Origin of the sequence: Shewanella sp. SM20, from assembly GCF_025654545.1 — a bacterium.
Taxonomy (GTDB): Bacteria; Pseudomonadota; Gammaproteobacteria; order Enterobacterales; family Shewanellaceae; genus Shewanella; species Shewanella oncorhynchi.
This window is the reverse complement of record NZ_JAKKRK010000007.1, coordinates 24,036-50,608: the sequence shown is the minus strand read 5'-3', so window position 1 is coordinate 50,608 and position 26,573 is coordinate 24,036. Positions and strand designations below refer to the sequence as shown.

Genomic DNA, 26,573 nt, shown 5'->3' with positions numbered 1-26,573 from the left:
AAGATGACTCCTCGCGCTAAACTATTGCGTAAAAGTGTTGGCGTAAAGCTATCGATGGGAAATCATCAGCGTTAAGCGCCCTGTATAAATTATCCGCGAGTGCCTAGCTTGTATTGACCACTCTGTTCGAACATCACCGCTTGTTTCTGTTTTGGCGAGATCAAAATGGGACCGTCGTCAAAGAAAAGAAAACACTTCCAATTGCGGACGAACACATCCCAACGAGTTTCAATAATCTGATATTTTTCATAGCAAAAATACACCGGCGTCTCATCGGGCCATTGTATAAACTCAGCTAACATGGTGGGTAAACTGCTATCTTCACTATCCCAAGCGCTCTGCCAATGATCTGTTTCCACCCAAGCATCAGCCTTCGCCGCCCAGTCTCCCTTAGTAAATTGCTCCGCACGACTACTCTTGTTGCTGATCCATTGGTTCCAGATTTCCATCGCACTTTTATCTGTTAACGGCAGGATATGCGCCTTGTCCTCGTCGGTGACAGGCAAGTCTTTGTGGTTGAAAATCCACTTACGGCGGTATTGATCTAGCGGTATATAAGTGTTAGCCACATTAGCTCTTTATTACATAGTTAATTATGCCCGATTATACCTAAGGTTCACGGGCTTGTGGATCTTAAGCTTACATAATTTGTCAATTTGTCTTCAGTTCTAAATTACGGTGAAGCTGTTGTAAATGTGTTTGTGCTGCAAAGTTGTTCGGATCTAAGGTTAATATTTCTGTCAATACGCTCACTGCTTGTTCTGGTTGGCCTATATCCTTCCAAAAAATCCCAAATTTGAGAAGCACTGGAATATCAGTTGGGTATTTTTCTAAATAGTTTAGATAATAGTCTAACGCTTGTTGGTACTTACCTTGAAGCTTAAGTATCTGAGCATAGTGAGGTAGGTAATCATCACTAAATGCAATAATTTTTCTATAAGTATTTTCAGCCAACGTAATATCCTTGAGTTTCAGAGCGAGTAATATAATTTGTTTTAGTTCTGTTTCCGTACGATACTCTTCCGAAATATTAAGTATAGATTCTAGTGCTGCTGTCTCTTTGTGCAGAAGTAAAAATTGATAGCTTGAGGCTAAATAATATAAACGGGTTAACTCTGGGTTATCAGTGATAAATGGACTGATGTATTGAATCATTTTACTGATCCCAAGTAAGTGCTGATTTTGCATTAAAATCGCCAGCTTTTTAAATGCATCTTCCACATTATTGACAGTAGCCTCTTCTGCACTAGTACTGTGACTCTGTTGGTTAAGATATAGTAAGTATTCTTGTTCAATCTCGTCGAGTAGAGCTATATCTGCATTATTCAACATCAGATGGGCGGACATATAGTCTTTTTTCCAAATTAATGCTCGACCTAGCTGATTATCCTGCCGCCACTGTTTAGCAATCGTCGGTATATCTGTTGGCACAGCGAGTTCAGTTAATCTTATTTTCACTCTGGATGCGGCATCATTGATTAAGACGCTAAGTTCAGTTGCTACATTTAAATATGCCTTATAGTAAATATTGTTATTTGTACTGAGATCTAGTTGTGACCAATGTTGGCTCTGTTTTGTCGATAGAAAATGTGAGAACTCATAGTAGCCGTAAAATTTAATTAAGTCTCCAAAATGGTGGTATTTTTGATTGAGTGTTTTTTCAATCTTGTCTATTTTTCTATGTAGCTCGACGACAGTCTGTGTGGTGCCCTCTATTTTTAGCATGGTATTTGAATAATGCAGGGCTTTTTTGAGCAATTTTATTAAGGTATTAAAAGTGCTTGAGGCTAAAGAGAGATCAGCGAGGGTGTTTGCTAATAGCTTACGTCTTTGTTCGATAGATAGTTTGTGCTTACTTGGTTGAAGTATAGCTCTATCTTCAGGTGTAATTGTTGCTAGCACCAGTTGTTCAGGTGAAAGTTGTTGTATACCCTCAATTCTTGCAGCATTTGCCGATAAATTGATACACTTTGCATGGTAACAAATCACTTCTTCTTGTAAAGATTGCATGGCTTGGAGAAGTTGTATTGGAGTTTCTGCCATTTCACCAGAATAGGTTTCTACCCATTCGAACATGACTCCTAAATTAGGGCCAATATCGGCGCCGAATGTATTTTTTGCATGGGTTGCACCAGACTGAGAATGACAAAAATCAGAGCCACAAAGTAATATTTGTTCAAATCCCATTTCTTCGGCAATTTGCACAGCGGCATTCGTGACTGTAGGGCCTTTTGGCAAAATATTATCGCTATCTCGAGAATCCCAAGGTATTCGTGGACCAGTGTATAGCACACTGCCAGCCCACTGTCCGAGTAATAGGGGGCTAACATGATATGAGCAAATAAATAGACTATTTTCATACAAGGCCATCATTTCTTTATTTACTGTCAATGCATGATCTTGGGGGTCGACCGAAACTATGATGTCTACAGGAATCCCTGCAATAGTCAGTTTATACGCTACTCTTGATACAGCGAAAATAACTAGCTGTTCTCGATTGTTTTTTATCCAGTCGATATGTTCATCTAAAGAAGGGCCTCCGCCTAAAACTATGCAGGTTTTACCAATGAATTTCTGTTTTAGTATGGATGCGGGCTGAAGAGTTTCACTTAAATTAATTAGTTGTTTTTTAATAAAAATTTTCTGGGAAAATCCGATGTTACTTTCGAAGTACTCGTGTTCTATTTTTTTTTCAACGAAATAATTTAATTGTGCATATTCATCAATGTAGTTCCCTGAAACTGCAATTGAACGATGAACTTTAAATTGCTGTTTAGCAATAAAGATATTATTACGAGTTTCTTTTAATAATGCATCTAACATTTCTGGCGAACATATTTCAATTGATTCAGATAGTTCGTCTGGGACTTCAATTGTTAGTAAGTTGAGTACTGCATTAAAGTCAACAAAAATAAATTTACTGCCATCGGGAATAGATAGCTCCATGACATAGTTAGCAAGTAAACCAGAATCCAGACCTATGACTATGTGTAGGGTATCTTTATGGGAAAACTCGGCCTTATACCTATTATTAAATAGCGTTTTCGAGTCGCATTGCTCAAAGGTGTTGCGATTAATGCTTGGTAGATAGTACTCATTGAATTGACTAACCGAGAAAACAGCGGAGAGAATGGGTTCGTTTACTGTCATCATCTGTTGTGCACCTTGTTATCCCGTTAGAGTCAAATTTTTGGCAAAGATTGAATATGTATGGACAATTTTCGCATATTTCTATGCTGATAACATAATGAAATCAAATTGATTTTGTAAAATTTAGCACAATTGCCTCACACATAGTTATTGTATCTCTGGGACTTAATATCAAGTTTTGTACGAAAAACGTTCAATATTTGCTTTTGATGATTTTGCTAATTCTCAACTAAAAGTGTCCAATTTGGGTTGACCAGTACAATTAGACTTTTACTGTAGTCATATTGATGATTAAAACCACAGTTTGGAATAGATTGTCGTAAAAAATCTAAAAACGGTCGACAATTCAAATTAAGTTACTAAAATTATATAAATTTATGCATGGTTGTGGTTTAGTAGTTTTCATGTTTTTGCCTATGGTAATCATCGTTTGGGTCTTACCGTTAGTGAATTTTGGTATGTTTTTTGCTTTATAACTAATGTTCCAACCTTAGTAGGTTGTGATATACCTAGTCAGATAGTGTTGGCACTACAGTGATAATTCGGAGCGTATATGTTTGACAATAAATCGATTCTCATAACAGGTGGAACAGGTTCTTTTGGTCAAAAATATACCAAAATGATATTGGCGAAATATAAACCAAAACGGTTGATTATTTTTTCACGTGATGAGCTAAAACAATACGAAATGCAGCAAGTTTATAACGCGTCTTGTATGCGTTATTTCATTGGTGATGTTCGTGATGCTGATAGACTTGTCCAAGCGTTGAAAGATGTTGATTACGTGATTCATGCCGCTGCGTTAAAACAAGTACCTGCCGCAGAGTACAATCCTATGGAGTGTATTAAAACCAACATTCATGGTGCTGAGAATGTGATCAAAGCAGCAATCGCGAATAAAGTCAGGCGGGTTATCGCATTATCGACAGATAAAGCTGCGAATCCGATCAATTTATATGGAGCGACTAAGTTGGCTTCTGACAAATTGTTTGTTGCTGGAAATAATATTGTGGGTGAAGGTAATACTCGGTTTTCAGTAGTGCGATACGGTAATGTTGTTGGTTCTCGTGGTTCAGTAGTACCTTTTTTCAAATCATTAGTGAATAACGGTGCCGTTTCTTTACCTATCACTCATCCCGATATGACTCGCTTTTGGATTACCTTGCAAGATGGGGTGGACTTTGTGCTTAAGAATTTTTCCCGGATGCAAGGTGGTGAGATTTTTGTCCCCAAAATTCCGTCTGTTCGCATCACCGACTTAGCTGATGCCTATGGGGCAGGATTAAAGCATGAAATTGTAGGTATACGCCCCGGTGAGAAAATGCATGAAATTATGTGTCCTGGGGATGATTCGCATCATACACTTGAGTTCGATGACCATTTTGTTATTACACCGAGCATTTCATTTTTTGGTAAGAATAATAACTATTCTACTAATATGTTAGGTGAAACAGGCACCTTAGTCGAACAAGGATTTGAGTATCATTCGGGTAATAATCCTCATTTCTTATCTATTGAGCAAATAAAGTTACTCGATGAGGAAGCATAATGATTCCTTATGGACATCAATCAATAAGTCAATCAGACATCGATGCAGTTACGACAGTATTGACTTCTGACTATCTGACCCAAGGTCCCCAAGTACCCATGTTCGAATCGGCAGTTGCAACTGTAACTCGGGCAGAGTATGCCGTAGCGGGTAACAGTGCGACCTCTATGTTACATGTGGCCTGTTTAGCACTGGGTGTTTTACAACAAGATATTGTTTGGACTTCTCCCATCACTTTTGTAGCATCAGCTAATTGTGCTCTTTATTGTGGTGCTAAGGTTGATTTTGTTGATGTTGATCCCCTCACGGGTAACATGAGTGCAGTTGCTCTCGCTAACAAGCTACAAGAAGCCAAAAAGCAAGGTTGTCTTCCGAAGGTCATCATACCCGTTCATTTATGTGGCCATAGTTGCAACATGGATGTGATAGGAACGCTTGCAAAGCAGTATGGTGTAAGGGTTATAGAAGATGCCTCACATGCTATAGGTGGGCAATATCAGGAGCAATATATTGGTCAGTGTCAGTATAGTGACATTACGGTATTTAGTTTTCATCCTGTTAAAATTATCACTACTGCTGAAGGAGGTGTCGCTACAACTAATTGTGCAGAACTTGCTAAGGCAATGGTTTTTTATCGCAGCCACGGTGTGACACGGGATAAAGAGATGATGCTAAGACCTGATGAAGGGGATTGGTATTATGAGCAGCATTTTTTGGGCTTAAATTATCGCATGACGGACTTACAAGCTGCGTTAGGAAACAGCCAAATTACACGTCTAGATGAGTTTGTAGCTAAACGTAATCAATTAGCTCGTCAATATCATTTCCTATTGAAAGACACTGGGGTTGAATTTGTCTCTCCGTTAGATAATACACTTAGTGCTTATCATCTTATGATGATTTTATTGCCTGAGAATATTGCCCGTAAAGTGGTTTTTGATGCGATGAGAGCGGCAGGTATTTGTGTACATGTTCACTATTTCCCTGTGCATTTACAGCCGTATTATTTAAATCTAGGTTTTGCTGAGCATGATTTCCCTCAAGCTGAGCACTTTTATCGCCATTGTTTAACCTTGCCGCTTTATCCCGATCTTAGGGACGAACAGTTAGTTTTTATTACTGAAACATTAAAAGGATTATTGTAGTGAACGTGGCAATAATTCCCGCCCGTGGTGGCAGTAAACGTATACCGAGAAAAAATATTAAGGCATTTAATGGCAAACCCATTATTGCTTATACAATTGAAGCTGCATTAATTAGCGGTTGTTTCGATCGTGTTATAGTATCAACTGACGATGATGAAATTGCCGCTGTTGCGCTGCAATATGGCGCTGAAGTTCCCTTTGTCCGTCCCTTAGCATTAGCCGATGATTTTGCGACGACAGGTGTGGTGGTAACGCATGCGCTTAACTGGTTAATAGAGTCTCACTCTAAGCCTTCGTTTGCTTGCGTTATGTATGCCACGGCCCCCTTTATTCGAGCGGAAATATTAAATGACGCATTTGCGACATTAAAGCAAAACAAGCATAAAAAGTTTTGCTTTGGCGTAACAGAATTTCCCTCTTCAATTCAACGTGCCTTTAAAATAACGACTCACGGAGATGTTGAGATGTTTCAACCAGAGTATTTTAATACTCGCTCTCAAGATCTTGAAAAAGCTTACCACGATGCAGGTCAGTTCTATTGGGGTACGACAGAAGGCTTCTTGGAGAGTAAGGGGATGTTTTCGAGTGATTCTATACCTTATCCATTACCTCGCCACCAAGTTCAAGATATTGACACTCCAGAAGATTGGGCAAGAGCCGAGGCACTATATCAAGTGATGCTCAAGCAAAGTGCCTAAGATGAAGAGGATCGTTTTTAGAGTAAATGCTGGGCAGGGGATCGGGATTGGTCACTTAGTCCGTTGTGCTGTGCTTGCAAGAGAATTGATTCAACAAGGTCATAAATGCCTTTTGGTATTGGGAGCGGTCGAGCAGGAGTTATCCGCATTTGTTGAAGGACTCGATTATATTTCACTCAATTTAGTATCGCCAACTTACCAAGATGAGTCACATGATGCTGCATTATTTCTGAGCGTGGCGAATAACTTTTACGCAGACTGGGTTGTCGTGGATGACTATTATTTGGGTCGAGATTGGGAGTTATTGATTAAAGCACATGGCTATCAAGTATTGTCTATTGATGATCTTTGTCGCCCCCATGAGTGTGACATCTTGTTAGATGTACGTTGGCGTGGGGACAATACGTCTCTTTATTACCAAGATAAATTGCCTTCACACTGTATGGCCTTACTTGGCCCAGAGTTTGTGCTGTTATCTGAACATTATCAACAAGCCGTTATACATTCGCAGCCTGCAGAACAGCCTTTTACTCTCTTAGTTGGTCTTGGTGGTGGCGGAGATATTGTTACTATTCGTAAGTTAGTGGCGAATTTAGAACCTTTAGCGAAACGAAATCAGATAAAGATTCAGGTTATCCTTGGGCCCCTGTTTGATGACTCTCTAACTTTTATCGCTGAATGTGCGGACACTCCTTGGGTTGAGCCGCTCATTGGTATTAAAGAATTGTACCCTCATCTAAAGGCGTGCGATTTATATATAGGTGCAGCAGGCGGAATTTTATATCAATTGCTTGCGCTCAATAAACCAGCATTGACCTTTTCAACGGCAGAAAACCAAGTCACGCCAATAGAGCAGTTAGAAGATATCGGCCACTTCTTCCATGTTGACCAATGGTGTGAGCAAGATGTTGCTTGTCTTCCTGAATTTGTGGATGCGGTTATAAGGCATAATGGCCGAGTCCAAGGTTTACTTAATTCATCTCGATTTCATTTAGATGGGCTAGGGGCCCAAAGAGTCGTCAAAGCCATGATGGGTGAATTTACACCTGAGGAGAAAGTGAAACATTCTGCACAGTGTATTGAGTTGATCCTCTCGAAACATCATAGTTTACGTCCTGTTAGCGATCGAGATATTAATCATTACCTTGATAGCCGTAACTTAGCAGCTAATGCGCAAAATATGATTAATGTGCAGCCCATTCCGCGTTTAGCGCACTATGCATGGTGGTTCAACACACAACGTGAGTCTTATTTACTGTCAAAAAACGGACAAGCTTGCCTGTATATTTGGCATCAAGTGAGACAAGTTGCACAACTGCATTTTTTAATTGGCGGTTGGTTTGTTTGTGACGATGATACAGGATTCCAAGATGCGCTACTTGCACTTAATTGGCAGTTAACTCATTGTGATAAAAAGTATTCTGGTATTCCTTGGATTGCGGTTATTCATCGTGAGAACAAGTATGTGAAGCTGATGAATGATTATCTTGGCTTTGAGACAATAGACGAAATGCATCCTTATGCTTCAGCCATTGGCACGGTATTTGCTGATGCACATTATAGTCAGTTTTTCTTTGTAACTCGGACGACTAAGCCAGATCCGCAGCTACACAATATACAGGTGGTGGCAAAATGATCGCGATGGAAGTAACCCCACAACCGTTGAAGTTGGGATTTATTGGTGGTTCTTATACTTCGGCCGTGGGTTACGCCCATGGTGCAGCTTGTCAGTTGGACGGGCGTTGGCAATTAGTTTCTGGGTGCTTTTCACGCGATATAGATACCAGTTTAAAAACTGGCGCGACATGGCATCTTCCAGCAGATCGTGTGTATTCCGATTGGCAGCAATATATTGCCAAAGAGGCGGCGTTGCTCGATGCCGTTGTCGTGCTAACTCCGACACCAAGTCACGTTGATGTCGTATGTGCCTTGCTGCAAGCAGGAGTCGCTGTTATATGTGAAAAAGCAATGGCGGCGGATTTACAGCAATCGATAGCTATCCAAAAAGCCCTCGATGATACTAAAGGATTCCTCGCTGTGACCTTTAACTACAGCGGTTATCCTATGGTGCGAGTGTTACGCAGGCATGTACAAGAAGGCACTTTTGGGGAGCTTAAACAGATCCAAATTGAGTTTCACTCAGATGGTTTTATTCAAGCACCAGAAAAAATGCATCCTCAAGCTTGGCGTTTGGTGGATGGTGCAATCCCTACGATTTTATTAGATCTTGCCGTGCATGTGCAGCATCTGAGTGAGTTTATTACTGGACAAATTCCCTTGAGCGTAAATGCCGATTTTCATCATTTCTCGATTTTTGATGGCATAGTCGATGACGCCTATTTGTGGGCAAAATTTGAAAAGGGGATGCGGGCTTCCTATTGGGTTAGTAAGACAGCTTTAGGCCATCGTAATGGGCTTAGAGTCAGATTGTTTGGTGAACAGGCGAGTGCAGAGTGGTATCAGGAAGAGCCGGAACGTCTGCATATCTACGGTAAAGACTCTGTGCGGATGACCTATGATAGAGGCAATTGTTATTTTAAAGAGGAAGTCCGCGAACGCTTTAAACCTGGACATCCCGCTGGCTTTGTTGAAGCATTTGCTAATCTTTATAACGATATTGCCGATGCACTAGTTATGTTCCGTAAAAAGGGGCAATTTCAGTCGCCTTATGTATTTGGTTGGCAGCATGCCCATGATGGTCTCGTTATGTTAGACGCTGCTGTACAGTCAAATAAAACTGAGACATGGGTTGAGATAAATTAAAGGTTATGTGCAAATGAAGATTAATATTGGTGAGCGCGCAATTGGTGGTGAAGAACCCTGTTATGTGATTGCTGAGTTATCGGGAAATCATGGCGGAGATATCCGTAAAGCAGTCGCCTTACTTAAAGCCGCAGCTGATGCGGGGGCCGATGCCATTAAACTGCAAGTATATCGTCCTGATACTATTACGCTAAATGTGGATCATGGTGATTTTGTTATCCCAATGGATAATGCATGGGCAGCTTATAAAAACCTTTATGAATTATATGAATATGCTCATACTCCTTGGGAATGGCTTCCTGAATTATTTGCCGAGGCCGCGAAACTTGGGGTTGAGTTATTTGGTTCTGTCTTCGACGAGACGTCAGTCGACGAGCTAGAAAAATTTGCGGTAAAGGCTTATAAAATAGCGTCTCCCGAAATTGTCGATCTAGCATTGTTAGAAAAAGTCGCAAAGACAGGTAAGCCAGTCATAGTCTCTACTGGGCTGGCAAGCTTAGAAGATATTTGCCGCTCGGTAACTTGTCTTAAGCAACACGGTTGTGAACAAATAATTTTACTCAAATGCACAACGGCCTATCCCACACCTCCAGCAGAAGTTAACCTGAAAACGATACAGCATTTAAAAGACACATTCCAATGTCCTGCAGGGCTTTCTGACCATACAGTTGGTATAGGCGTATCGATTGCAGCTGTTGCTTTAGGTGCAAATGTAATTGAAAAACATATAAAATTGGATGATGGAGAAGAGACTGTTGATAGCTTCTTTTCACTCACAGTCGCTGAATTTCAAAAGATGCTGGCAGAGATCCGTCGAGCGGAATTGGCGGTTGGCAAAGTAGATTACAGCTTAACGCCCGGTGCGAATAAGAATCGAAATGGACGACGCTCACTGTATATTTCGGCACCGATGCAGCAGGGCGATATTTTTACTGAGCTGAATGTTAAATCTGTGCGGCCAGGTTTCGGTCTTGACCCACAATATAAGTCACTAATTTTGGGACGTAAAGCGGGTAAAGATCTCATCGTTGGCGACAGATTAAGCTGGGATGTTATTCAATAGTCTGAAATGTTTCATTTAAAAATGGGTGAGTAGTAATGACAATAAATGACGTGACAAATTTTATCATCGATTATGTGCGGCAACATTTAGAAGATGGCAGTCAGATTATTGATGAAAATTGCAATTTTGTTGCAACAGGCTACTTAGACTCATTTGCTATTTTGAGTCTTATCATGACATTAGAAAGTCAATATGAGATTAAGTTCGCGCCAAGTGAACTCGCAGAGTCTGAGCTTCAAGTCATAGGTAATTTAGCGCAAGTGGTGATGAATAAAATTGCGGGTAGAGACTGATGTCTTGCTTATATGAGAGATTTAGGCTAATTGCTCAGCAGTTTCATGATAAAACTGCGTTGATCGATGGCGATGAGTGTTATACCTATGGCCAGCTGTTGTCACTCGTTGAATTATGGTGCAAGCAGATTTTACTGATTTGCCAAACTCAAAGACCGCGAGTAGCGCTGTTAACTGACTCTCTATTACATTCTTTTACTGTCTCTGTTGCGATCGCAAAATTAGATGGTGCATGTATACCTACGAATGCTCAAATGCTGGCACCACAGTTGTTGGCCGGATGGAACGCGACAGATGTTAATCTTGTGGTTTACGATCGTAGCGTTAGCGCAAAAGTGCATTCTTTAGCCTTGCCGTTTGGTATTATAGCCACTGATGCATTGACGATACCTACGGGGAATATTCCTGCCAATCACAATACTTACGTTAATAATATTGAATTTACTCAAGATGATTGCCATGCGTCAGAAGCGTTTAATTCGTTGGTCCAAGATGCCATAGATAACGACTTTTTGATCACCCTTTCATCTGGCTCAACCGGTGATCCTAAACCTATTGTGGTGTCACAAAGTGTCAAACTTGCAAGAGCGCAACAGACTTGGGATCTGTATCATTTAACGTCTGACGATGTAGTGCTATGTGCTTCACCATTTTTTCATTCTTTAGGTCAGCGACTTAGTTTTGTACCCTTATTATTGGGAGCCACTTTAGTGAGATTGGCCCCCTTTACGCCAAAACAGTGGTTAGTGTTAGTTGAGCAACATGCGGTGAGTTTTGTGATCAGTGTCTCGTCGCACCTGTATGCCTTAAAAGATGAACTACTCGATAACGCGATAGCATTAAAGTCACTGAAAACTATAGTGACGTCATCAGCTCCTATAGATGCGGCTTTTAAAGAGAAAATTTTTGACGCAATTGGCTGTGATTTTCACGAAATTTATGGCGCGACAGAAATTGCCGTCGCAACCAATTTAGCCCCCTGTGATGCAAAATTTAAATTTAATACTGTCGGCTACCCATGTGAAGCGATCGATGTTCAAATACTCAATTCAAATCTATGCGTCTGTGGGATCAATGAGGTTGGGGAAATAGCAGTAAGGTCTCCACTAGCGTTTAGCGGTTATTACCATAAACCTGAATTAACATTGGCTGCGTGGCATGGAGATTATTTTCTAACTGGCGATCTCGGTAAACTCGATAGCGAAGGTTTTTTAACTTACGTTGGTCGCAAAAAAGACGTTATTATTTCGGGGGGGATCAATATATATCCGAAGGATATTGAGGCTGTACTCTCCACGCATGAAAGAGTGTTAGAAGTGGCTGTTATCGGTGTAGATGATCAGTTGCTAGGTGAAGTTATCGTCGCCATCTGTATTGTAAAAGATGCAGATCGTTTAGAGCCTCAGCTTCGAGCCTTAACGAACCGTTCATTAGCGCCTTTTCAGCGTCCTCTAAAATATTTTTTCCCAGAAAAATTGCCATTAACGGCAACGGGAAAACTGTCTAAGAAATTGTTGAGGGAACAGTATAATTCCTTAAATAATGGTTGGACAGCCGTACTTGAAACGATGTTGTACGGGAGGAAAGGCTAATGAGTGAAAGGTATATTTTTGGTGCAGGCATTCAAGGTGAAATTTTTTTCCAAAGTTTTCAATTGTCATCGATCACACTTGATGGTTTTATTGATGCCTATAGTCAACAGACTCATCTATATGACTTGCCGATAATACGCCAAGAAGATATCGAGAACAAAGACGCCGAAATATATATATCAGTAGGGTTATTAAGTCGACGTATCAAGTCTGAACTTGTGGCACAGGGCTTTACTAGAGTATATGACTTTACAGAGTCCATTTTTGCTTGTCCTGCTATTATCCAACAATTAATTCCCCACAGTCTTTGGTATTCAGCCGTGATTGATGAAATGGTGGAACTCGAGCAATTGGCAAAAGTAAGGGGTCTGTTATTTGATGATAAGAGTCGGCAATTATTAGATCAAATAGTTCGTTTTCGTCAACATCATCGAGTTGAAGATTATCCAATCCCCGATCCTCATATTCAATATTTTGCTGAAGATATACCTGTTTTTAACCATTTGTCAGCACTGCGTTTTATTGATGCGGGTGCATACAATGGCGATACGTTAACCTCATTATTTACCGCTGCGCAATTACATGCACTACCGGTGGAATACTGCGCTAGTTTTGAGCCTGACCCCAGTAATCTATATAAATTAAACTGTAGAGTTAAAGCCTTGGGGTTTGAACATCAGGGGCGAGTATTTATTTACCCTGCTGGCGTATGGAGTAAGTGCTGTTTGTTAGCTTTTGATGCTGAACACAGTACTTCAAGCCGATTAACCGGAACCACGGGATCACAAGATAATTTGGTGAGTTGTGTGGCACTCGATGACGTGGTTTTTGGAGGATCACCCAACTTTATCAAAATGGACATAGAAGGGGCTGAAAAGGCGGCTCTTTTAGGGGCAAAGAATATTATTCAAACATATCGCCCTGTTTTGGCAATTTGTCTCTATCACAATCCTAGCGATTTATGGGATATTCCTTTGATGATCAACGATATGGTTCCAGACTATGACATGTACATTAGAGTCTATGGTGATATGTTATTGGAAACTGTGCTGTATTGTATCCCAAAAAAACGCAGTGAAAATGTTGGACCCGATAAGGAATAATAAATATATGTGGAAAGAGCAAGTTAACGCCATGATATCAGACATGCGTAATGCGGATCCCAGTTATCAGCCAAGTCACTTCTGGCAACATGGTGCAAAGAGCTTGCAGCAGGATCTAGCCGATTACGGGATTGAAAATTTTCGAACGCTAAATAGCGCCCTAGGCTATTTCGTTCCAACATATTTATTTCATGGCTGGGTTTTACAGCCAGAACGTTATCAAAATATGTTAACTGTTTGTGATGGCGCCCTTCAAAATGACCGGCGCGCCATGATGTCAATGACGGAGTTTTTATCGGGTGAAACTCATGCTAAAAGTGACTATCGAGTGTATAAAGCGAGTGAGCAGTTACGTGCCCCGTTTACACAAAATTTCAGTGAAAGCCATGTAGGTAACCCATTAGAACAGTTTGAGTTTGATGGACATTTTTATAGTCGCTCTAGTTTAAATTATCTACTAGGATTAAATTTTCTTAAGCAACATATACAAGATATTTCGGTCAAAACTGTCTTAGAAATCGGTGGTGGTTTCGGTTCACTCGGTGAGATTCTACTAAGTGATAGCAGAAATGAGACTTTTTATATAAACGTAGATATTCCTCCGACCTGTCTCTTTTCCAGTTATTATTTAAAACAGGTATTGGGTGCACATCTTGTGGCAGATTATGCCCAGTTACAAATTTACCCAGATTTGAATATTGATACACTACGTACTGAGTTTAGTGCCGTAGTCATGTGTCCTTGGCAGTTACCTGAACTCACTGGCGAAATTGATCTTTTTGTGAATTTTATCTCCTTCCAAGAAATGGAGCCTGAAATAGTACAAAATTATCTGCAACATGTAACACGGTTAAAAAGTAAATACGTGCTATTGCGTAATCTTCGCGAAGGAAAACAGGTCGCAAAAGACCACTCTCATGTTGGTGTTAAAGTGCCTATCTTGGGAGATGATTATGATAAATTCCTACCTGAGTACGAGCTTATTGCCACAAACGTATTACCTTTTGGTTTTCAAACAATTGATAAATTTCATTCAGAATTACGACTTTACAAAAGAAGTTAATATACATAAGCCTTGTCAAAATTAGGTTAGTGAAATAAGGAATTAAGTTATGAAAGCGGTTATTTTGGCTGGTGGATATGGAACACGTATTTCTGAAGAAACTTTGTTCAAACCAAAACCGATGATTGAAATTGGTGGTAAACCGATTTTATGGCATATAATGAAGCTATATTCCGCTTATGGTATTAATGACTTTATAATTTGTTGTGGGTACAAGGGATATGTAATTAAAGAGTATTTTGCAAATTATTTTCTTCATATGTCCGATGTGACCTTTGATATGCGAAATAATAAGATGGAAGTACATCATCAGATGGTTGAGCCTTGGAGGGTAACCTTAGTCGATACAGGTCAAGAGACTATGACTGGAGGACGATTAAAACGAGTAGCCGAATATATTGAAGGAGAATCAGCTTTTTGTTTTACATATGGTGATGGGCTCTGCGATGTTAATATCCAGAATGTAATTGATTTTCATATGGCTAAAAAAGTGAAAGCGACTTTAACTGCAACTCAAGCCCCAGGCCGTTTTGGAGCGCTCAATATTTCTGGTGACCTTGTAACGACCTTTAAAGAAAAACCAAAGGATGATAGTTCTCTGATTAATGGTGGTTTTTTTGTTTTATCTCCTGAAGTATTAAATTATATTGAGGGTGATAACACTAGTTGGGAAGAGGGACCTGTACAAATGCTTGCAGAGGAAAATAATCTCGCAGTGTTTAAACATAATGGTTTCTGGCAACCCATGGACACACTTAGAGATCAGAAATACCTTCAGGAAATGTGGCAGAATAATCAGGCACCGTGGAAGATATGGTAACAAATCAGCAATTTTTTAAGGGAAAAAAAATCTTAATCACAGGACATACTGGGTTTAAGGGGAGTTGGCTTTGTTGTCTGCTTAAACATTATGGTGCAGAAGTCATTGGTTTCTCTCTTGCCCCTTTAACCCAGCCTAATATGTTTACCTTGTTAAATATCAATGCGAATATTGAGTCTATTATTGGTGACATCCGAGACTTTGATACTATAAAAAGAGTGTTAATCGATCATCAACCTGAGATTGTCATTCACATGGCAGCGCAAGCATTAGTTCGTCATAGTTATGACCATCCTGTTGAAACTTATAGCACTAATGTAATGGGTCTTATTAATGTTTTTGAAGCAATACGATTAACAGAGAGTGTTAAATGTGTCCTCAATGTAACTTCCGATAAGTGCTATCAAAACAGGGAATGGCATTGGGGATATCGAGAAAGTGATTCCCTTGGTGGATTAGATCCTTACAGTAGTAGCAAAGCATGTTCAGAGTTAGTTACCAGTTGTTACCGTAATTCTTATTTAAGTCAATCTGGAGTGATCGTGGCTTCAGCAAGAGCGGGAAACGTTATTGGTGGTGGTGATTGGTCTGAAGATCGATTAGTGCCAGATCTAGTTCAAGCTTTCAGTTTACAACAGATAGCAAGTATTCGAAATCCGAGTGCTATCCGTCCGTGGCAACATGTTTTGGAACCTTTATCTGGTTACTTAGAACTGATCAATTACCTTTTGAGTCGTGATGGGAATCCTGATGAAACTTCTTACGCTTGGAATTTTGGTCCAGCAGAAACCGATGCAAAAACTGTTGAATGGGTAGCGCAACAGCTAGCAAAAAACTGGGGAGATGGTGCATATGTCAAGAGTGAACCTCAAATTAATGCTCCACACGAAGCTCATTTTCTTAAGTTAGATACATCTAAGTCACGCAGTATTTTAAATTGGCAATCTAAGTGGGAAATTGAACTGGCCATTGAGAAAACGATAGAGTGGTACAGTGGGTTTTATCAAGGTAAGAATATGGCATCAATAACCCAAACACAGATTCATGAATATTTGAATGATAAAGGTGATTAGCTTGACTGATACTTCTAAAAAATTGACAAAAATTAGAAAAGATATCGCTGATTTGGTCAAAGAGTATGCTGCAATTAAAGCCATACCCCAAAAATTTTATGGTGGTGATACGCCTATTCCACCTTCTGGAAAGCTTATTGGGGTTGATGAATACTCCAACATGGTTGAAGCATCACTTGATGGATGGTTAACAACAGGCAGATTTAATGACACTTTTGAAACTGATTTGTCATCAATACTAGATATAAAAAATGTCTTAACGACTAATTCAGGTTCTTCAGCAAATTTATTAGCGTTAGCAGCATTAACTTCATCACGCTTAGGTGACAGAGCATTATTACCTGGTGATGAAGTTATTACAGTTGCTGCAGGCTTTCCTACAACGGTTAATCCATTAATTCAATATGGATTAATACCAGTGTTCGTTGATGTTATGCTGCCAACATATAATATTAATCCTGATTTAATCGAAGAAGCTATCAGTAAAAAAACCAAAGCCATTATGTTAGCTCATACTTTAGGTAATCCATTTGATATTGATGTGATTATGCATTTGGCTAAAAAATATAATCTATGGGTAATTGAAGATTGCTGCGATGCATTAGGATCGACTTATCAACCATCATTGGCTTATTCTAAAGGACGTAATACACGTATTGAATCTGGCGTGGAGCGTTTGGTTGGCACTTTTGGTGATTTGGGGACATTGAGTTTTTATCCTGCACATCATATTACAATGGGTGAAGGTGGGGCTGTATTTACGGATAGTGCGCTTCTAAAGAGTACTGTAGAGTCATTTCGCGATTGGGGACGGGATTGTTATTGTGCTCCAGGAAAAGATAATACCTGCAATAAACGTTACTGTTGGAAGCTAGGGAGTTTACCTCAAGGTTATGACCACAAGTATATTTATAGCCACGTAGGTTACAACCTAAAGATTACTGATATGCAAGCGGCCTGTGGTTTAGCACAATTAGGTCATTTAGCTGAGTTTATTATGGCTAGAAAACGCAATTTTGAGTATCTAAAGACGGGCTTAAAATCTTGTGAAGAATACCTTATCTTACCTGAAGCAACGCCGAAGTCATCACCCTCTTGGTTTGGTTTTCCATTAACATTAAAACGTGATAAGGGCATCGAACGCTTAACATTACTTCAGTTTTTGGAATCTCGGCGAATAGGTACCAGACTTTTATTTGCTGGCAATGTAACTCGTCAGCCCTACATGAAAGATAAAAAATATCGAGTCTCAGGTCGTCTTAATACGACTGATTTAGTGATGGAAAGCTCATTTTGGATTGGTGTCCAACCAGCGTTAACAACGGAAATGCTAGATTATGTAATTGAATCTTTTGAAGATTTTTTCTTAAAAGAAAAAAGACTTTAGTTTTTTTGTAATCAGGTCGATACAAGTGTGTTAATGCTTGCGTGCTGATTTATAGGGTAGCTTGAGAAAGGAGAAGGACTATTAATACTTTAGAAAGAGAAATGCTTAATATTCTTAAGCAACTCAAAGATAACCATGGTGTCGTTGCCGTTAAAGCAGAATTTGAGGCAGAAGGTACTCGAAGTGATGAGTTTTTACGTTTGTTAGAGATCACTCGCAGAGCAGGCTTAGATGTAGCACTAAAAATTGGTGGCGCTGAGGCAATTCGCGATTTATTTGAAGCAAAACAATTCGGAGCTGATTACGTTGTTGCGCCTATGGTTGAAACGCCTTATGCATTAAGCAAATATATAGGAGCATATGAAACTGCGTTTACAAAGGACGAACTCGAGGATACTTCATTCTTGTTCAATGTTGAGACAAAGACAACATTTAACAACCTAGCGCAAATTATTGATGTGATAGTTTCATCTGCGACTAAACCTGGAATTGTCTTTGGCCGTGTTGATTTTACTCAATCAAATGGAATGAAGCGTGGTGATGTTAATTCTGACAAAATTCTTGAATATTGTCTCGAGGTTGCTCGACAATGTAAGTTAGCAGGTATTGAGTTTGTAGTTGGTGGTGGTGTGTCATTAGATGCAATCGATTTTTTGCAAGCTCTAAAGGCAACGTATCTAACTCGTTTTGAAACAAGGAAAATCATTTTCAATGCAGATGCTTTGTCCATGGCTAAGCTCAGAAAGGGGTTGCTATTAGCTGTTGAGTTTGAACTGCTATGGCTTCAGAATAAGCATAATTACTATGCATGTATTGCTAAAGAAGATGAAACTCGGCTGGAATTGCTATCTACTCGAGTATTACAACTTCGGCAAGAAGTTGGCTAATTAGATGTCTATTCAGTTAGTTATTTTCGATCTTGATGGAACTTTGGTTGATAGTGCCAGAGAAGTGACGCAAGTTATTAATGAAATGCGTCGAGTTCGTGATCTTAAGCCTTTAAACCAAGATAGTCTATTGCAGGAGATGGGTCATGGAGCCGATAGGATTTTATCCTTGGCACTTCCTCAGTCAATTGAACCCGTTACATGCCTTGTTGCAGAGTTTCGGGACCGTTATAAATTGATATCAACACCGAAATCTTCTCTCTATCCAAATGTAGAAGCAACACTCAAGTTTTTGAAAAAAATTGGTTTTAAGTTAGCTGTATGCACAAATAAACCTTCAGCGCTCTGTGATAAAGTTTTACTTGAAACTGAAATTGCAGAGTATTTTGACGTTGTTATATCAGGTAGGCCTGATCATATAGCGAAACCGAATGCTGAACCTGTCTTAAGAGTGTTACAACAACTTGGCCTAGAACCTGCTAGTGCATTATTAGTTGGGGATACCACCATTGATCAAAAAGCGGCTAAGGCGGCCAATGTGCCCTTTATTTTTTTCAGCTCGGGCTATGATGATGGTGTAGCAAGAGGAGATATATATTGTGATATCAATGATATGTCGCAGCTCTTAGCTATGCGTCCGTTTAGCTTTAAAACTATTTCGTGTATATAGGACCCAACTATGACTAACGATGAGATTGTCGCCAAAGTACAACCGCGAATATATTCAGCGGTAAAAGTACCCATTGAAGATAGAGTACCTTTAAAAACACCATTTTCAGTTCATATAGATGTGTCAAGTATTTGCAATTACCGCTGTAGTTTTTGTTTTCAAGCCGACAATAGAGCAATGAAAAAGGTTGACTTGAAGCGTGGGAAAATGAGCGTGGAAATGTTCAAGAAGATTGTTAATGATCTTGCTGAATTCCCTGAAAAGATTAAAAAAATTAAAATTGGTAATCATGGGGAACCTACATTACACCAAGATCTTCCTGAAATGATTAAGTATGCTAAAGAAAAAAATGTTGCAGAAATTATCGAAGTTTTTACTAATGGTTCGAAGTTAACACCTGAGTTAAACCGTGCACTAGTGGATGCTGGATTACAACGTATTAATGTATCAATTGAAGGTTTAAGTGATGAAAGATACATGCAGGTTGCCGGTGTAAAGCAGAATTTTAATGAGATAGTTGAAGGTGTAAGACATCTTCATAGCATTAAAGGGCCTGAACTTACTATTTATGTGAAAATCGCGGACCAAACAAGTGCTCTTGATAAAGGTAATAACACAACATTCATTCTAGATGAAACAGAACGTCAATATTTTTTTGATACTTTTGGTGGTATTTGCGATGAAATTTTCATAGAGAAAATAGTACCTCAATGGGCCGAAACACAACTCGATAAGCAAAATGAAGTTGCTAAAACGGGGATGTATAATCAAAAAATAAAAAAATATAAAGATATTTGTCCGTTCACATTCATGTATTTGCATTTTAATTGTGATGGTCAAACTAGTCCTTGCACTTTGGATTGGCCAAGAAAGGTTGTCATTGGCAATGTAAATGAACAAAGTGTAAAAGAAATATGGGAAGGAAAGTCTCTGCATCAATTACGAGTTGCTATGCTAAAAGGACGAAGAGAGCAGATTAATTTTTGTAATAACTGTTCTGCTCCTATGGTTTGTGTTGATGAGGATCTTGACCCACATAAGGAAAAAGTTTTAGCAGCGTTAAATGCATTAGATGAATCACTTGATGATAATGAGTGGATACAGTCTAATGAGTGGAAAATAAAAGAAATATCATAATTAACTATAGGTGAGTGAAATGTCTGTTGGTATAAAATTACTGGTGTTGGGATCCAATGGTTTTATTGGTAAAAACGCAGTGGAATATTATTCTACAAAAGGTTATGAAGTATACTCACCAAAAAGACATGAGTTGAATTTACTCGATACGTGTGCTGTAGAAAAATATCTAGCGAATTTATATCCAGATGTTGTCTTAATGAGTGCTGTAAATATCAACTCATTAAATGAAAATTTGATTTTATATTTTAACTTAGCCCGATGTTCACATCTTTATGGTCGGATGATTACAATAGGTTCAGGTGCAGAATATGATATGAAAAATTACGAACCTATGATGAGTGAGGAATATTTTGGTAAGCATATCCCATCAGATACATATGGGTTATCAAAATTTGTTATTTCAAATGATGTTGAAAAGTTTTCTAATAACATTGTTAATTTGCGAGTGTTTGGAATATTTGGTAAGTATGAGGATTATTCTCGTAGGTTTATTTCTAACAATATCTGTAGAATACTTTCTGGATTAGAAGTTTCTATTAATCAAGATATGTTTTTTGATTATCTTTATGTAGATGATTTTTTGTTGGCTGCTGAAATATTTTTTAAATCAGAATTTGTTTATAGGAATTACAATATATGTAGCGGTTATTCGATATCTTTGTTCAAGCTCGCCGAAATCATTAATGAAGTCGGTAATACAGATTCTGCAGTATTTGTAAAGCAGGAGGGGAGCAGAGGTGAATATTCAGGAAACAACTCACGTTATGTGAGTGAATTTGGCCCCTTAGAAATTACTCCATTTAAAGATTCAATTTCAAACCTTTATAAATGGTATGAAAAGCATCCTCAAAAAAATCAAATTTGTCAAAAAATCATCGAGATGGAACAGCTCAAATGATAAAATCAAAAGTGAGTTTACTGGTTCAGTTAGAAAAACGTCCAATCGTGATATGGGGCGCTAGAATGACGGGTATGGGGTTCTTACGTTTTTCTCTTGCAAACTCACTTAATGTTGTCCGGTTTATTGACTCAGATCTTGCATTGCAGAATAAATTAGTCAATGACGTATTAGTTAGCTCACCAGATGTTTTGGCTACGATGAAAAAAGAGTATGAAAATTTAGCTATTGTTATTGCTGTATCATTAAAAGAGTCTGAAATTATTTCAGTGCTAATGGATATGGGATTTTCTGCCCATGATTACATTTTGTATTCTGATTATTGCGAGTCTTTCTATACCATTGATATTATGGGATCGTGTAATCTTAAGTGTCCATCTTGCGCACACAGTATAGATGGCGACAAAACGCCAATTGGTCGCATGTCATTGAATCACCTTAAAAAAGTGGTTGATAAGATTATTGGTGAGAACGAAATCGTAACTCACGTTAGCTTGTATAGCTGGGGTGAGCCATTTTTACATAAAAATTTACCTGAAATTATTTCATATTTACATGTAAACGGCATAGCTGTAGCACTATCCAGTAATTTATCTATCGACTCAGATGAATTATTGGGTAACGTTATTCGACAGTCACCTGAATATCTCAAAGTATCGTTGTCTGGTTATTATCCAGACACATATGAAAAAACTCATACGGGTGGAAATATTGATTTAGTAAAATCAAATATGTATCGTTTGAGATATTATTTAGATAAGTTTAAATCTAAAACCTTTGTTGATGTAAATTATCATTTGTACAATGATAATAATGGATTAAATTTAGAAAAAATGCGGATGCTTTGTGAAGAGTTAAAATTCTCTCTTTCAACTACTTACTCACTTGTTATGCCTCTTGAGCGTTGCTTAGACTATCTAGATGGAATTCATGACCCACAGACAGAAAAATTGAATTCAATGCTATTAGTAAATATTGAAGAGGGATTAGAGGCAAGTTCTAAGTATCGTTCTAAAATTTGTCCATTTAAAGAAAATCAGATAAATATTAACTGGGATTTAAAGGTACCAGTTTGCTGTACTGTTTTTAATCGAGATGGCATTACTGTTTCTGATAACTATCTTGAATCTACATTGGAGCAAATTAACTCAAATAAAAATAGTGCTAAGATTTGTGGTAAATGTATTAAATATGGTTTGCCTGCCTATAATATGGGTTTGAATCAGCAAAAATGGAAAGAAATTGCATCGACCAAGATTAGTCTTGACCATCAATAGCTAGATATTTGATAGGACCAAGTTATGACGTATTTTGAACAAATAGAACACTGTCGTTTGTGTCGCGCAGAGCTTCCAGGTAATGCGTTAATTACCCTTTTCCCATTTCCAAAAGCCGCGCAGCATTTTTTAACTAGCAAGCAGTTAGATAACGAATCACCAATCGAACTTGCAGTTTTTCAATGTAATAAATGTGATTTAGTACAGCTTAAAGCTGCTCCAGTGAGTTATTTCAGAGAAGTTATTACTGCTGCTGTTTTGTCACCGCATTCTAGAACTACGCGGTTAAATGAGATTACAACTTTTGTTAAGAAATACAATTTACTAGGAAAAACTGCGCTTGAAATAGGTTGCGGTAAAGGTGGTATGTTAGATGTTATAGTTGATGCAGGTCTTCGTGCTGAAGGTATAGAATATTCAGAGAGTTCCGTAGAAGAGGGTGTTCTTTTTGAGAGAAGTATGATTTGTGGTTATCTACCAGATCAGAAAATAACTAAGAAAGCAGAAGTATTTTTCTCATTTAACTATTTGGAACATCAACCAAACATAAAACAATTTATAGATTCGATTTACACTAACTCAACAGATAATGCTGTAGGATATATTACAGTACCTAATTTGTCATACCTTCTCGAATCAAAGTGTCTATATGAGTTCGTTGCTGATCATTTAGTATACTTTACAGTTAGTACTTTACGTAGAGCATTTGAATTTAATGGGTTCGATGTGCTCGAGTGTCAGGAAATTAATAATAGTAATGATATTTTAGCAATTGTAAGAAAACGAAGTTCATTAAGATTAGACTCGTATATGGAAGAAGTAAACTCTTTAAGTGCCGAATTAAATACACTAGTCGATAAATATGTCTCTGTTGGGAAAAAAGTTGCTGTCTGGGGAGCTGGGCACAGAACATTAGCTTTACTTGCTATTAGTAAGTTGAATAATATTGAGTTTATTATTGATTCAGCTCCATTTAAGCAAGGGCTATTCAGTCCTGTTATGTTGACTAAAATAGTTTCACCAGAGACATTAGAATATTCAGATGTAGATGCAGTGATTGTAATGGTGCCGGGAATTTACCCTCAAGAAGTTTTAAACATCGTAAAGAATTTCAAGCGAAAATTTAACACTTATCTTCTCGAAGGAAATAAAATAGTCGCTTACTAAAGAGTTTATATAAATGAATATCAAATTATCGGACTATATTGCACAGCGATTAGTTGAATTAGGAATTGAGCAGGTTTTTATGGTGACTGGTGGAGGTGCTATGCACCTTAATCAATCACTTGGTAGGCATAATGGTTTGAACTGTATCTTTAATCATCATGAACAAGCCTGCGCTATGGCTGCAGAGTCATATAGTCGCTTAACTCATCGCCCAGCCCTTGTTAATGTGACTACTGGTCCTGGTGGAACAAATGCAATTACTGGTGTTCATGGTGCTTGGACAGACTCTCTGAGTATGTTAGTCATATCAGGGCAAGTTAAGTATCAAACAACGATTCAAAGTACTGGGATGTCATTGCGACAATATGGTGATCAAGAGATTGATATTTGTAAGATAGTTCACTCTATTACTAAATACTCACAGATGATTAGCGATCCATCTTCAATTCGCTATCACCTTGAAAAGGCATTTTATCTTGCAACGCATGGACGTCCTGGCCCTTGTTGGTTAGATGTACCGATTGATGTTCAAAGCTCATTCATTAATCCAGATGAACTTGTAGGTTTTAATCCGGAAGAATTAGAGCACCCATGGCTTAGTTTGGATTTGTTAAGTGAGTCAGCAGAAATTATTAGTGCAATCGAATTGTCTGAAAGGCCTGTTATTTTAGCCGGTTCTGGAGTTAGGATTAGCCGCTCATACGAGCCATTTCTTCAGTTAATCGATAGATTTCAAGTCCCTGTAGTTACAGGTTGGAACGCTCATGATTTATTACCCGACGAACATTCTTTATATGTAGGTAGACCAGGAACAGTCGGAAATCGCTCAGGTAATTTTGTCATTCAAAATGCAGATTTAATTCTTATATTAGGGTGCCGATTAAATATTCGGCAAATTAGTTATAATTGGACTGCATTTGCACCTAAAGCTTATAAGATTATGGTTGATATTGATGAGTTGGAAATGCAAAAGCCAAGTTTAATTATCGATAAACCTATACAAGCAGACCTAGCTGATCTGATACCTTTTCTTTTACAGCAGAATATTGCTGCCCAACCTAAACATCGAGTTTGGTTGGATTGGTGTAAAGGTAGATTGAAGCGATATCCTGTGGTATTAAAAGAGTATTGGAATTCATCTAAAGTGAATCCATATTGCTTTATGGATACGTTTTTCAAGATGCTATCTGATGACCAAATAGTCGTTGCCGCAAATGGATCTGCTTGCGTGATTGGCTTCCAAGCAGCAGTAATTAAATCTAAAACTCGTTTATGGACAAATTCTGGCTCCGCATCTATGGGGTATGAGTTACCAGCTGCAATAGGAGCCTCTTATGGGGCTCCAGCTATGCCTATTGTCTGTTTTGCTGGCGATGGTAGTATTATGATGAATCTCCAAGAACTTGAAACTATCGTTGGTAATAAATTGCCAATTAAGATATTCATTTTAAATAATGCAGGTTACTCATCAATTTATCAAACACAAAAGAACTTTTTTGATGGTGTTGAAGTTGGTGCGAGTAGAAACTCTGGTGTTACATTTCCAAAATTTGAGTCATTGAGTAAGGGTTTCGGTTTACCTTATTTTAAATGTGATAATCATGCTTCTATGGAGAGTACTATTAAACAAGTGATGGTTCATTCTGGTCCAGTTATCTGTGAGCTTATTCTTGATGATACTCAGGTTTTCTCTCCTAAGCTAGCGTCAAAACAGCTTTCAGATGGAAGTATAGTATCGCCATCACTAGAAGATATGTCTCCTTTTTTATCTCAAAATGAAATGGCTGAAAATATTTGGAAAAGTTCTGAGAAATAATGAAAATGCATCCGGGTTTAAATACAACTTTGGCTATTGTTATGCCAACTTATAATAGGGCTGAGTTTGTAGATTTTTTTTTAAAAAAGCATATTGAACGACTTAAGTTATTTAATATAGGGCTTTATATTTCTAATAATGCATCTACAGATAATACGCTTGAGGTAATTGCTTATTGGAAAAATAAATACGAATTTATTTTTGTTAAATCTCTGGCTAAAACAGTGACCTCAGATGAGAATATTGAAAATGCAGTTTTTATGCCGAATTCAAAATATATTTGGATACTAGGTGATTCTTATGAAATATTACCATCAGTTTTAGATGGGATTTTAGGGAAATTAGTTGGGTCTAACGAGTACGACTTTATCTTAACTAACTTGGTTGGACGTTATAGACATAATACTGAAATTGTTTATAATGATAAAAATTTAGTCATTGATGAATTGACACCAATCATTGCGTGTATTAGTTGCAACATTATTAATAGGAAGTTGATTTCTCATCCTAGATTTGAAAAGTATAGAGGTACTGATTTTGGTATTGTCGGCTTTGTGCTTGATTATATTGCAAGTAATCATTTTAGTTTACTTTTTTGTAGAGAGTTAAGTGTAGTAACTCTCAAAACGCCAGTCAGAAAAGTTGGATGGCCCTCAAGATTTTTTGAAATAATGTTTTATAATTGGCCATCTTTCGTTGCTAATTTACCGGATGTATATTCGGATAGAAGTAAAGATATTGCAAAAAAATTATTAGTAACTCACTCTGGTTTATTAAGCTGGAGAAGTTTGTTACACATTCGAGGGGCAAATGGGTTAAACTTTAAATTGTTGGGGGAAAATAAAAATAGTGTTTTAAAACTTTGCGGTAAAGTTATTTTTTGTTATATGTTTTTTTTGTGCCTAATTCCTTCAGTTATCTGCAAAATTTTTGCAGGAGCGATTGAATGGATTAGGCGAAAGAGGTATCAATTAATTAGGTTGATTAATCCAAAGTTAGATATATAAAAATAAAGTGAT

Annotated in this window: 23 protein-coding genes; 21 read left to right on the top strand and 2 right to left on the bottom strand. The window is 38.2% G+C overall.

The window, feature by feature from the left end; genetic code table 11:
- Positions 1–89: 89 nt before the first annotated feature.
- Entirely contained in the window at positions 90–569 is a 480-nt protein-coding gene (locus L5M18_RS04835) for a DUF2947 domain-containing protein (protein WP_113939450.1), read from the bottom strand.
- A gap of 82 nt (positions 570–651) precedes the next feature.
- Positions 652–3,153 carry a 6-hydroxymethylpterin diphosphokinase MptE-like protein gene (locus tag L5M18_RS04830; protein ID WP_263196088.1) on the bottom strand — a complete coding sequence of 834 codons (2,502 nt, stop codon included), beginning with the start codon at positions 3,151–3,153 and terminating at the stop codon, positions 652–654.
- A gap of 550 nt (positions 3,154–3,703) precedes the next feature.
- Between L5M18_RS04830 and pseB the strand changes: the two genes are divergently transcribed.
- The 21 genes from pseB to L5M18_RS04725 all read left to right on the top strand — a co-directional run bounded on the left by pseB (position 3,704) and on the right by L5M18_RS04725 (position 26,561).
- On the top strand, positions 3,704–4,699 hold the full coding sequence (gene pseB, locus L5M18_RS04825) for a UDP-N-acetylglucosamine 4,6-dehydratase (inverting) (protein WP_263196087.1): 996 nt from the start codon (positions 3,704–3,706) through the stop codon (positions 4,697–4,699).
- Positions 4,699–5,844: a UDP-4-amino-4,6-dideoxy-N-acetyl-beta-L-altrosamine transaminase gene (gene pseC, locus L5M18_RS04820; protein ID WP_263196086.1), complete on the top strand. Its 1,146-nt coding sequence runs from the start codon at positions 4,699–4,701 to the stop codon at positions 5,842–5,844. Before pseB ends, pseC begins: the two co-directional genes overlap by 1 nt.
- Positions 5,844–6,542, top strand: a complete 699-nt coding sequence (gene pseF / locus L5M18_RS04815) for a pseudaminic acid cytidylyltransferase (protein WP_263196085.1) — start codon at positions 5,844–5,846, stop codon at positions 6,540–6,542. The genes pseC and pseF overlap by 1 nt, the downstream gene beginning before the upstream one ends.
- Position 6,543: 1 nt before the next feature.
- Positions 6,544–8,178: a UDP-2,4-diacetamido-2,4,6-trideoxy-beta-L-altropyranose hydrolase gene (gene pseG, locus L5M18_RS04810; protein ID WP_263196084.1), complete on the top strand. Its 1,635-nt coding sequence runs from the start codon at positions 6,544–6,546 to the stop codon at positions 8,176–8,178.
- Positions 8,179–8,183: 5 nt separating this feature from the next.
- Positions 8,184–9,305 carry a Gfo/Idh/MocA family protein gene (locus L5M18_RS04805; RefSeq protein WP_263196083.1) on the top strand — a complete coding sequence of 374 codons (1,122 nt, stop codon included), beginning with the start codon at positions 8,184–8,186 and terminating at the stop codon, positions 9,303–9,305.
- A gap of 13 nt (positions 9,306–9,318) precedes the next feature.
- Entirely contained in the window at positions 9,319–10,368 is a 1,050-nt protein-coding gene (pseI, locus tag L5M18_RS04800; RefSeq protein WP_263196082.1) for a pseudaminic acid synthase, read from the top strand.
- A gap of 35 nt (positions 10,369–10,403) precedes the next feature.
- Positions 10,404–10,661: an acyl carrier protein gene (locus L5M18_RS04795; protein ID WP_263196081.1), complete on the top strand. Its 258-nt coding sequence runs from the start codon at positions 10,404–10,406 to the stop codon at positions 10,659–10,661.
- Positions 10,661–12,253, top strand: coding sequence for a class I adenylate-forming enzyme family protein (locus L5M18_RS04790; protein WP_263196080.1), 1,593 nt, complete (start codon positions 10,661–10,663; stop codon positions 12,251–12,253). Before L5M18_RS04795 ends, L5M18_RS04790 begins: the two co-directional genes overlap by 1 nt.
- Entirely contained in the window at positions 12,253–13,356 is a 1,104-nt protein-coding gene (locus tag L5M18_RS04785) for an FkbM family methyltransferase (protein ID WP_263196079.1), read from the top strand. Before L5M18_RS04790 ends, L5M18_RS04785 begins: the two co-directional genes overlap by 1 nt.
- Positions 13,357–13,363: 7 nt before the next feature.
- Positions 13,364–14,419 (top strand): putative sugar O-methyltransferase, encoded by a 1,056-nt coding sequence (locus L5M18_RS04780; RefSeq protein WP_263196078.1) that lies wholly within the window; start codon positions 13,364–13,366, stop codon positions 14,417–14,419.
- Between the two features lie 49 nt (positions 14,420–14,468).
- Positions 14,469–15,239 carry a glucose-1-phosphate cytidylyltransferase gene (rfbF, locus tag L5M18_RS04775; protein ID WP_263196077.1) on the top strand — a complete coding sequence of 257 codons (771 nt, stop codon included), beginning with the start codon at positions 14,469–14,471 and terminating at the stop codon, positions 15,237–15,239.
- On the top strand, positions 15,233–16,312 hold the full coding sequence (gene rfbG / locus L5M18_RS04770; RefSeq protein ID WP_263196119.1) for a CDP-glucose 4,6-dehydratase: 1,080 nt from the start codon (positions 15,233–15,235) through the stop codon (positions 16,310–16,312). Before rfbF ends, rfbG begins: the two co-directional genes overlap by 7 nt.
- A 1-nt stretch (position 16,313) precedes the next feature.
- On the top strand, positions 16,314–17,699 hold the full coding sequence (gene rfbH, locus L5M18_RS04765; RefSeq protein ID WP_263196076.1) for a lipopolysaccharide biosynthesis protein RfbH: 1,386 nt from the start codon (positions 16,314–16,316) through the stop codon (positions 17,697–17,699).
- Between the two features lie 101 nt (positions 17,700–17,800).
- Complete coding sequence (locus L5M18_RS04760) at positions 17,801–18,586, top strand: aldolase/citrate lyase family protein (RefSeq protein ID WP_263196075.1); 786 nt, start codon at positions 17,801–17,803, stop codon at positions 18,584–18,586.
- A 4-nt stretch (positions 18,587–18,590) separates the two neighbouring features.
- Positions 18,591–19,256, top strand: a complete 666-nt coding sequence (locus L5M18_RS04755; RefSeq protein ID WP_263196074.1) for an HAD family hydrolase — start codon at positions 18,591–18,593, stop codon at positions 19,254–19,256.
- 9 nt (positions 19,257–19,265) lie between these two features.
- Positions 19,266–20,393, top strand: a complete 1,128-nt coding sequence (locus L5M18_RS04750) for a radical SAM/SPASM domain-containing protein (protein ID WP_263196073.1) — start codon at positions 19,266–19,268, stop codon at positions 20,391–20,393.
- A 19-nt stretch (positions 20,394–20,412) separates the two neighbouring features.
- A complete protein-coding gene (locus tag L5M18_RS04745) occupies positions 20,413–21,294 on the top strand; it encodes an NAD-dependent epimerase/dehydratase family protein (protein ID WP_263196072.1) in 882 nt (293 codons plus the stop codon).
- Entirely contained in the window at positions 21,291–22,571 is a 1,281-nt protein-coding gene (locus tag L5M18_RS04740) for a radical SAM protein (protein ID WP_263196071.1), read from the top strand. The genes L5M18_RS04745 and L5M18_RS04740 overlap by 4 nt, the downstream gene beginning before the upstream one ends.
- Positions 22,572–22,595: 24 nt before the next feature.
- A complete protein-coding gene (locus L5M18_RS04735; RefSeq protein WP_263196070.1) occupies positions 22,596–23,738 on the top strand; it encodes a class I SAM-dependent methyltransferase in 1,143 nt (380 codons plus the stop codon).
- 13 nt (positions 23,739–23,751) lie between these two features.
- Entirely contained in the window at positions 23,752–25,554 is a 1,803-nt protein-coding gene (locus L5M18_RS04730) for a thiamine pyrophosphate-binding protein (protein WP_263196069.1), read from the top strand.
- Positions 25,554–26,561, top strand: coding sequence for a glycosyltransferase (locus L5M18_RS04725; protein WP_263196068.1), 1,008 nt, complete (start codon positions 25,554–25,556; stop codon positions 26,559–26,561). Before L5M18_RS04730 ends, L5M18_RS04725 begins: the two co-directional genes overlap by 1 nt.
- The last annotated feature ends 12 nt before the right edge of the window (positions 26,562–26,573 follow it).

Bases quoted from the DNA above. Each gene is read 5' to 3' on its own strand.
- L5M18_RS04805 (WP_263196083.1), top strand. From the start codon at position 8,184: ATGGAAGTAACCCCACAACCGTTGAAGTTGGGATTTATTGGTGGTTCT.
- L5M18_RS04730 (WP_263196069.1), top strand. From the start codon at position 23,752: ATGAATATCAAATTATCGGACTATATTGCACAGCGATTAGTTGAATTA.
- pseI (WP_263196082.1), top strand. From the start codon at position 9,319: ATGAAGATTAATATTGGTGAGCGCGCAATTGGTGGTGAAGAACCCTGT.
- pseC (WP_263196086.1), top strand. From the start codon at position 4,699: ATGATTCCTTATGGACATCAATCAATAAGTCAATCAGACATCGATGCA.
- pseG (WP_263196084.1), top strand. From the start codon at position 6,544: ATGAAGAGGATCGTTTTTAGAGTAAATGCTGGGCAGGGGATCGGGATT.
- L5M18_RS04755 (WP_263196074.1), top strand. From the start codon at position 18,591: ATGTCTATTCAGTTAGTTATTTTCGATCTTGATGGAACTTTGGTTGAT.
- L5M18_RS04725 (WP_263196068.1), top strand. From the start codon at position 25,554: ATGAAAATGCATCCGGGTTTAAATACAACTTTGGCTATTGTTATGCCA.
- rfbG (WP_263196119.1), top strand. From the start codon at position 15,233: ATGGTAACAAATCAGCAATTTTTTAAGGGAAAAAAAATCTTAATCACA.
- L5M18_RS04735 (WP_263196070.1), top strand. From the start codon at position 22,596: ATGACGTATTTTGAACAAATAGAACACTGTCGTTTGTGTCGCGCAGAG.
- L5M18_RS04745 (WP_263196072.1), top strand. From the start codon at position 20,413: ATGTCTGTTGGTATAAAATTACTGGTGTTGGGATCCAATGGTTTTATT.
- L5M18_RS04740 (WP_263196071.1), top strand. From the start codon at position 21,291: ATGATAAAATCAAAAGTGAGTTTACTGGTTCAGTTAGAAAAACGTCCA.
- L5M18_RS04830 (WP_263196088.1), bottom strand. From the start codon at position 3,153: ATGATGACAGTAAACGAACCCATTCTCTCCGCTGTTTTCTCGGTTAGT.
- L5M18_RS04785 (WP_263196079.1), top strand. From the start codon at position 12,253: ATGAGTGAAAGGTATATTTTTGGTGCAGGCATTCAAGGTGAAATTTTT.
- L5M18_RS04790 (WP_263196080.1), top strand. From the start codon at position 10,661: ATGTCTTGCTTATATGAGAGATTTAGGCTAATTGCTCAGCAGTTTCAT.
- rfbF (WP_263196077.1), top strand. From the start codon at position 14,469: ATGAAAGCGGTTATTTTGGCTGGTGGATATGGAACACGTATTTCTGAA.
- L5M18_RS04780 (WP_263196078.1), top strand. From the start codon at position 13,364: ATGTGGAAAGAGCAAGTTAACGCCATGATATCAGACATGCGTAATGCG.
- pseB (WP_263196087.1), top strand. From the start codon at position 3,704: ATGTTTGACAATAAATCGATTCTCATAACAGGTGGAACAGGTTCTTTT.
- L5M18_RS04760 (WP_263196075.1), top strand. From the start codon at position 17,801: ATGCTTAATATTCTTAAGCAACTCAAAGATAACCATGGTGTCGTTGCC.
- L5M18_RS04750 (WP_263196073.1), top strand. From the start codon at position 19,266: ATGACTAACGATGAGATTGTCGCCAAAGTACAACCGCGAATATATTCA.
- L5M18_RS04795 (WP_263196081.1), top strand. From the start codon at position 10,404: ATGACAATAAATGACGTGACAAATTTTATCATCGATTATGTGCGGCAA.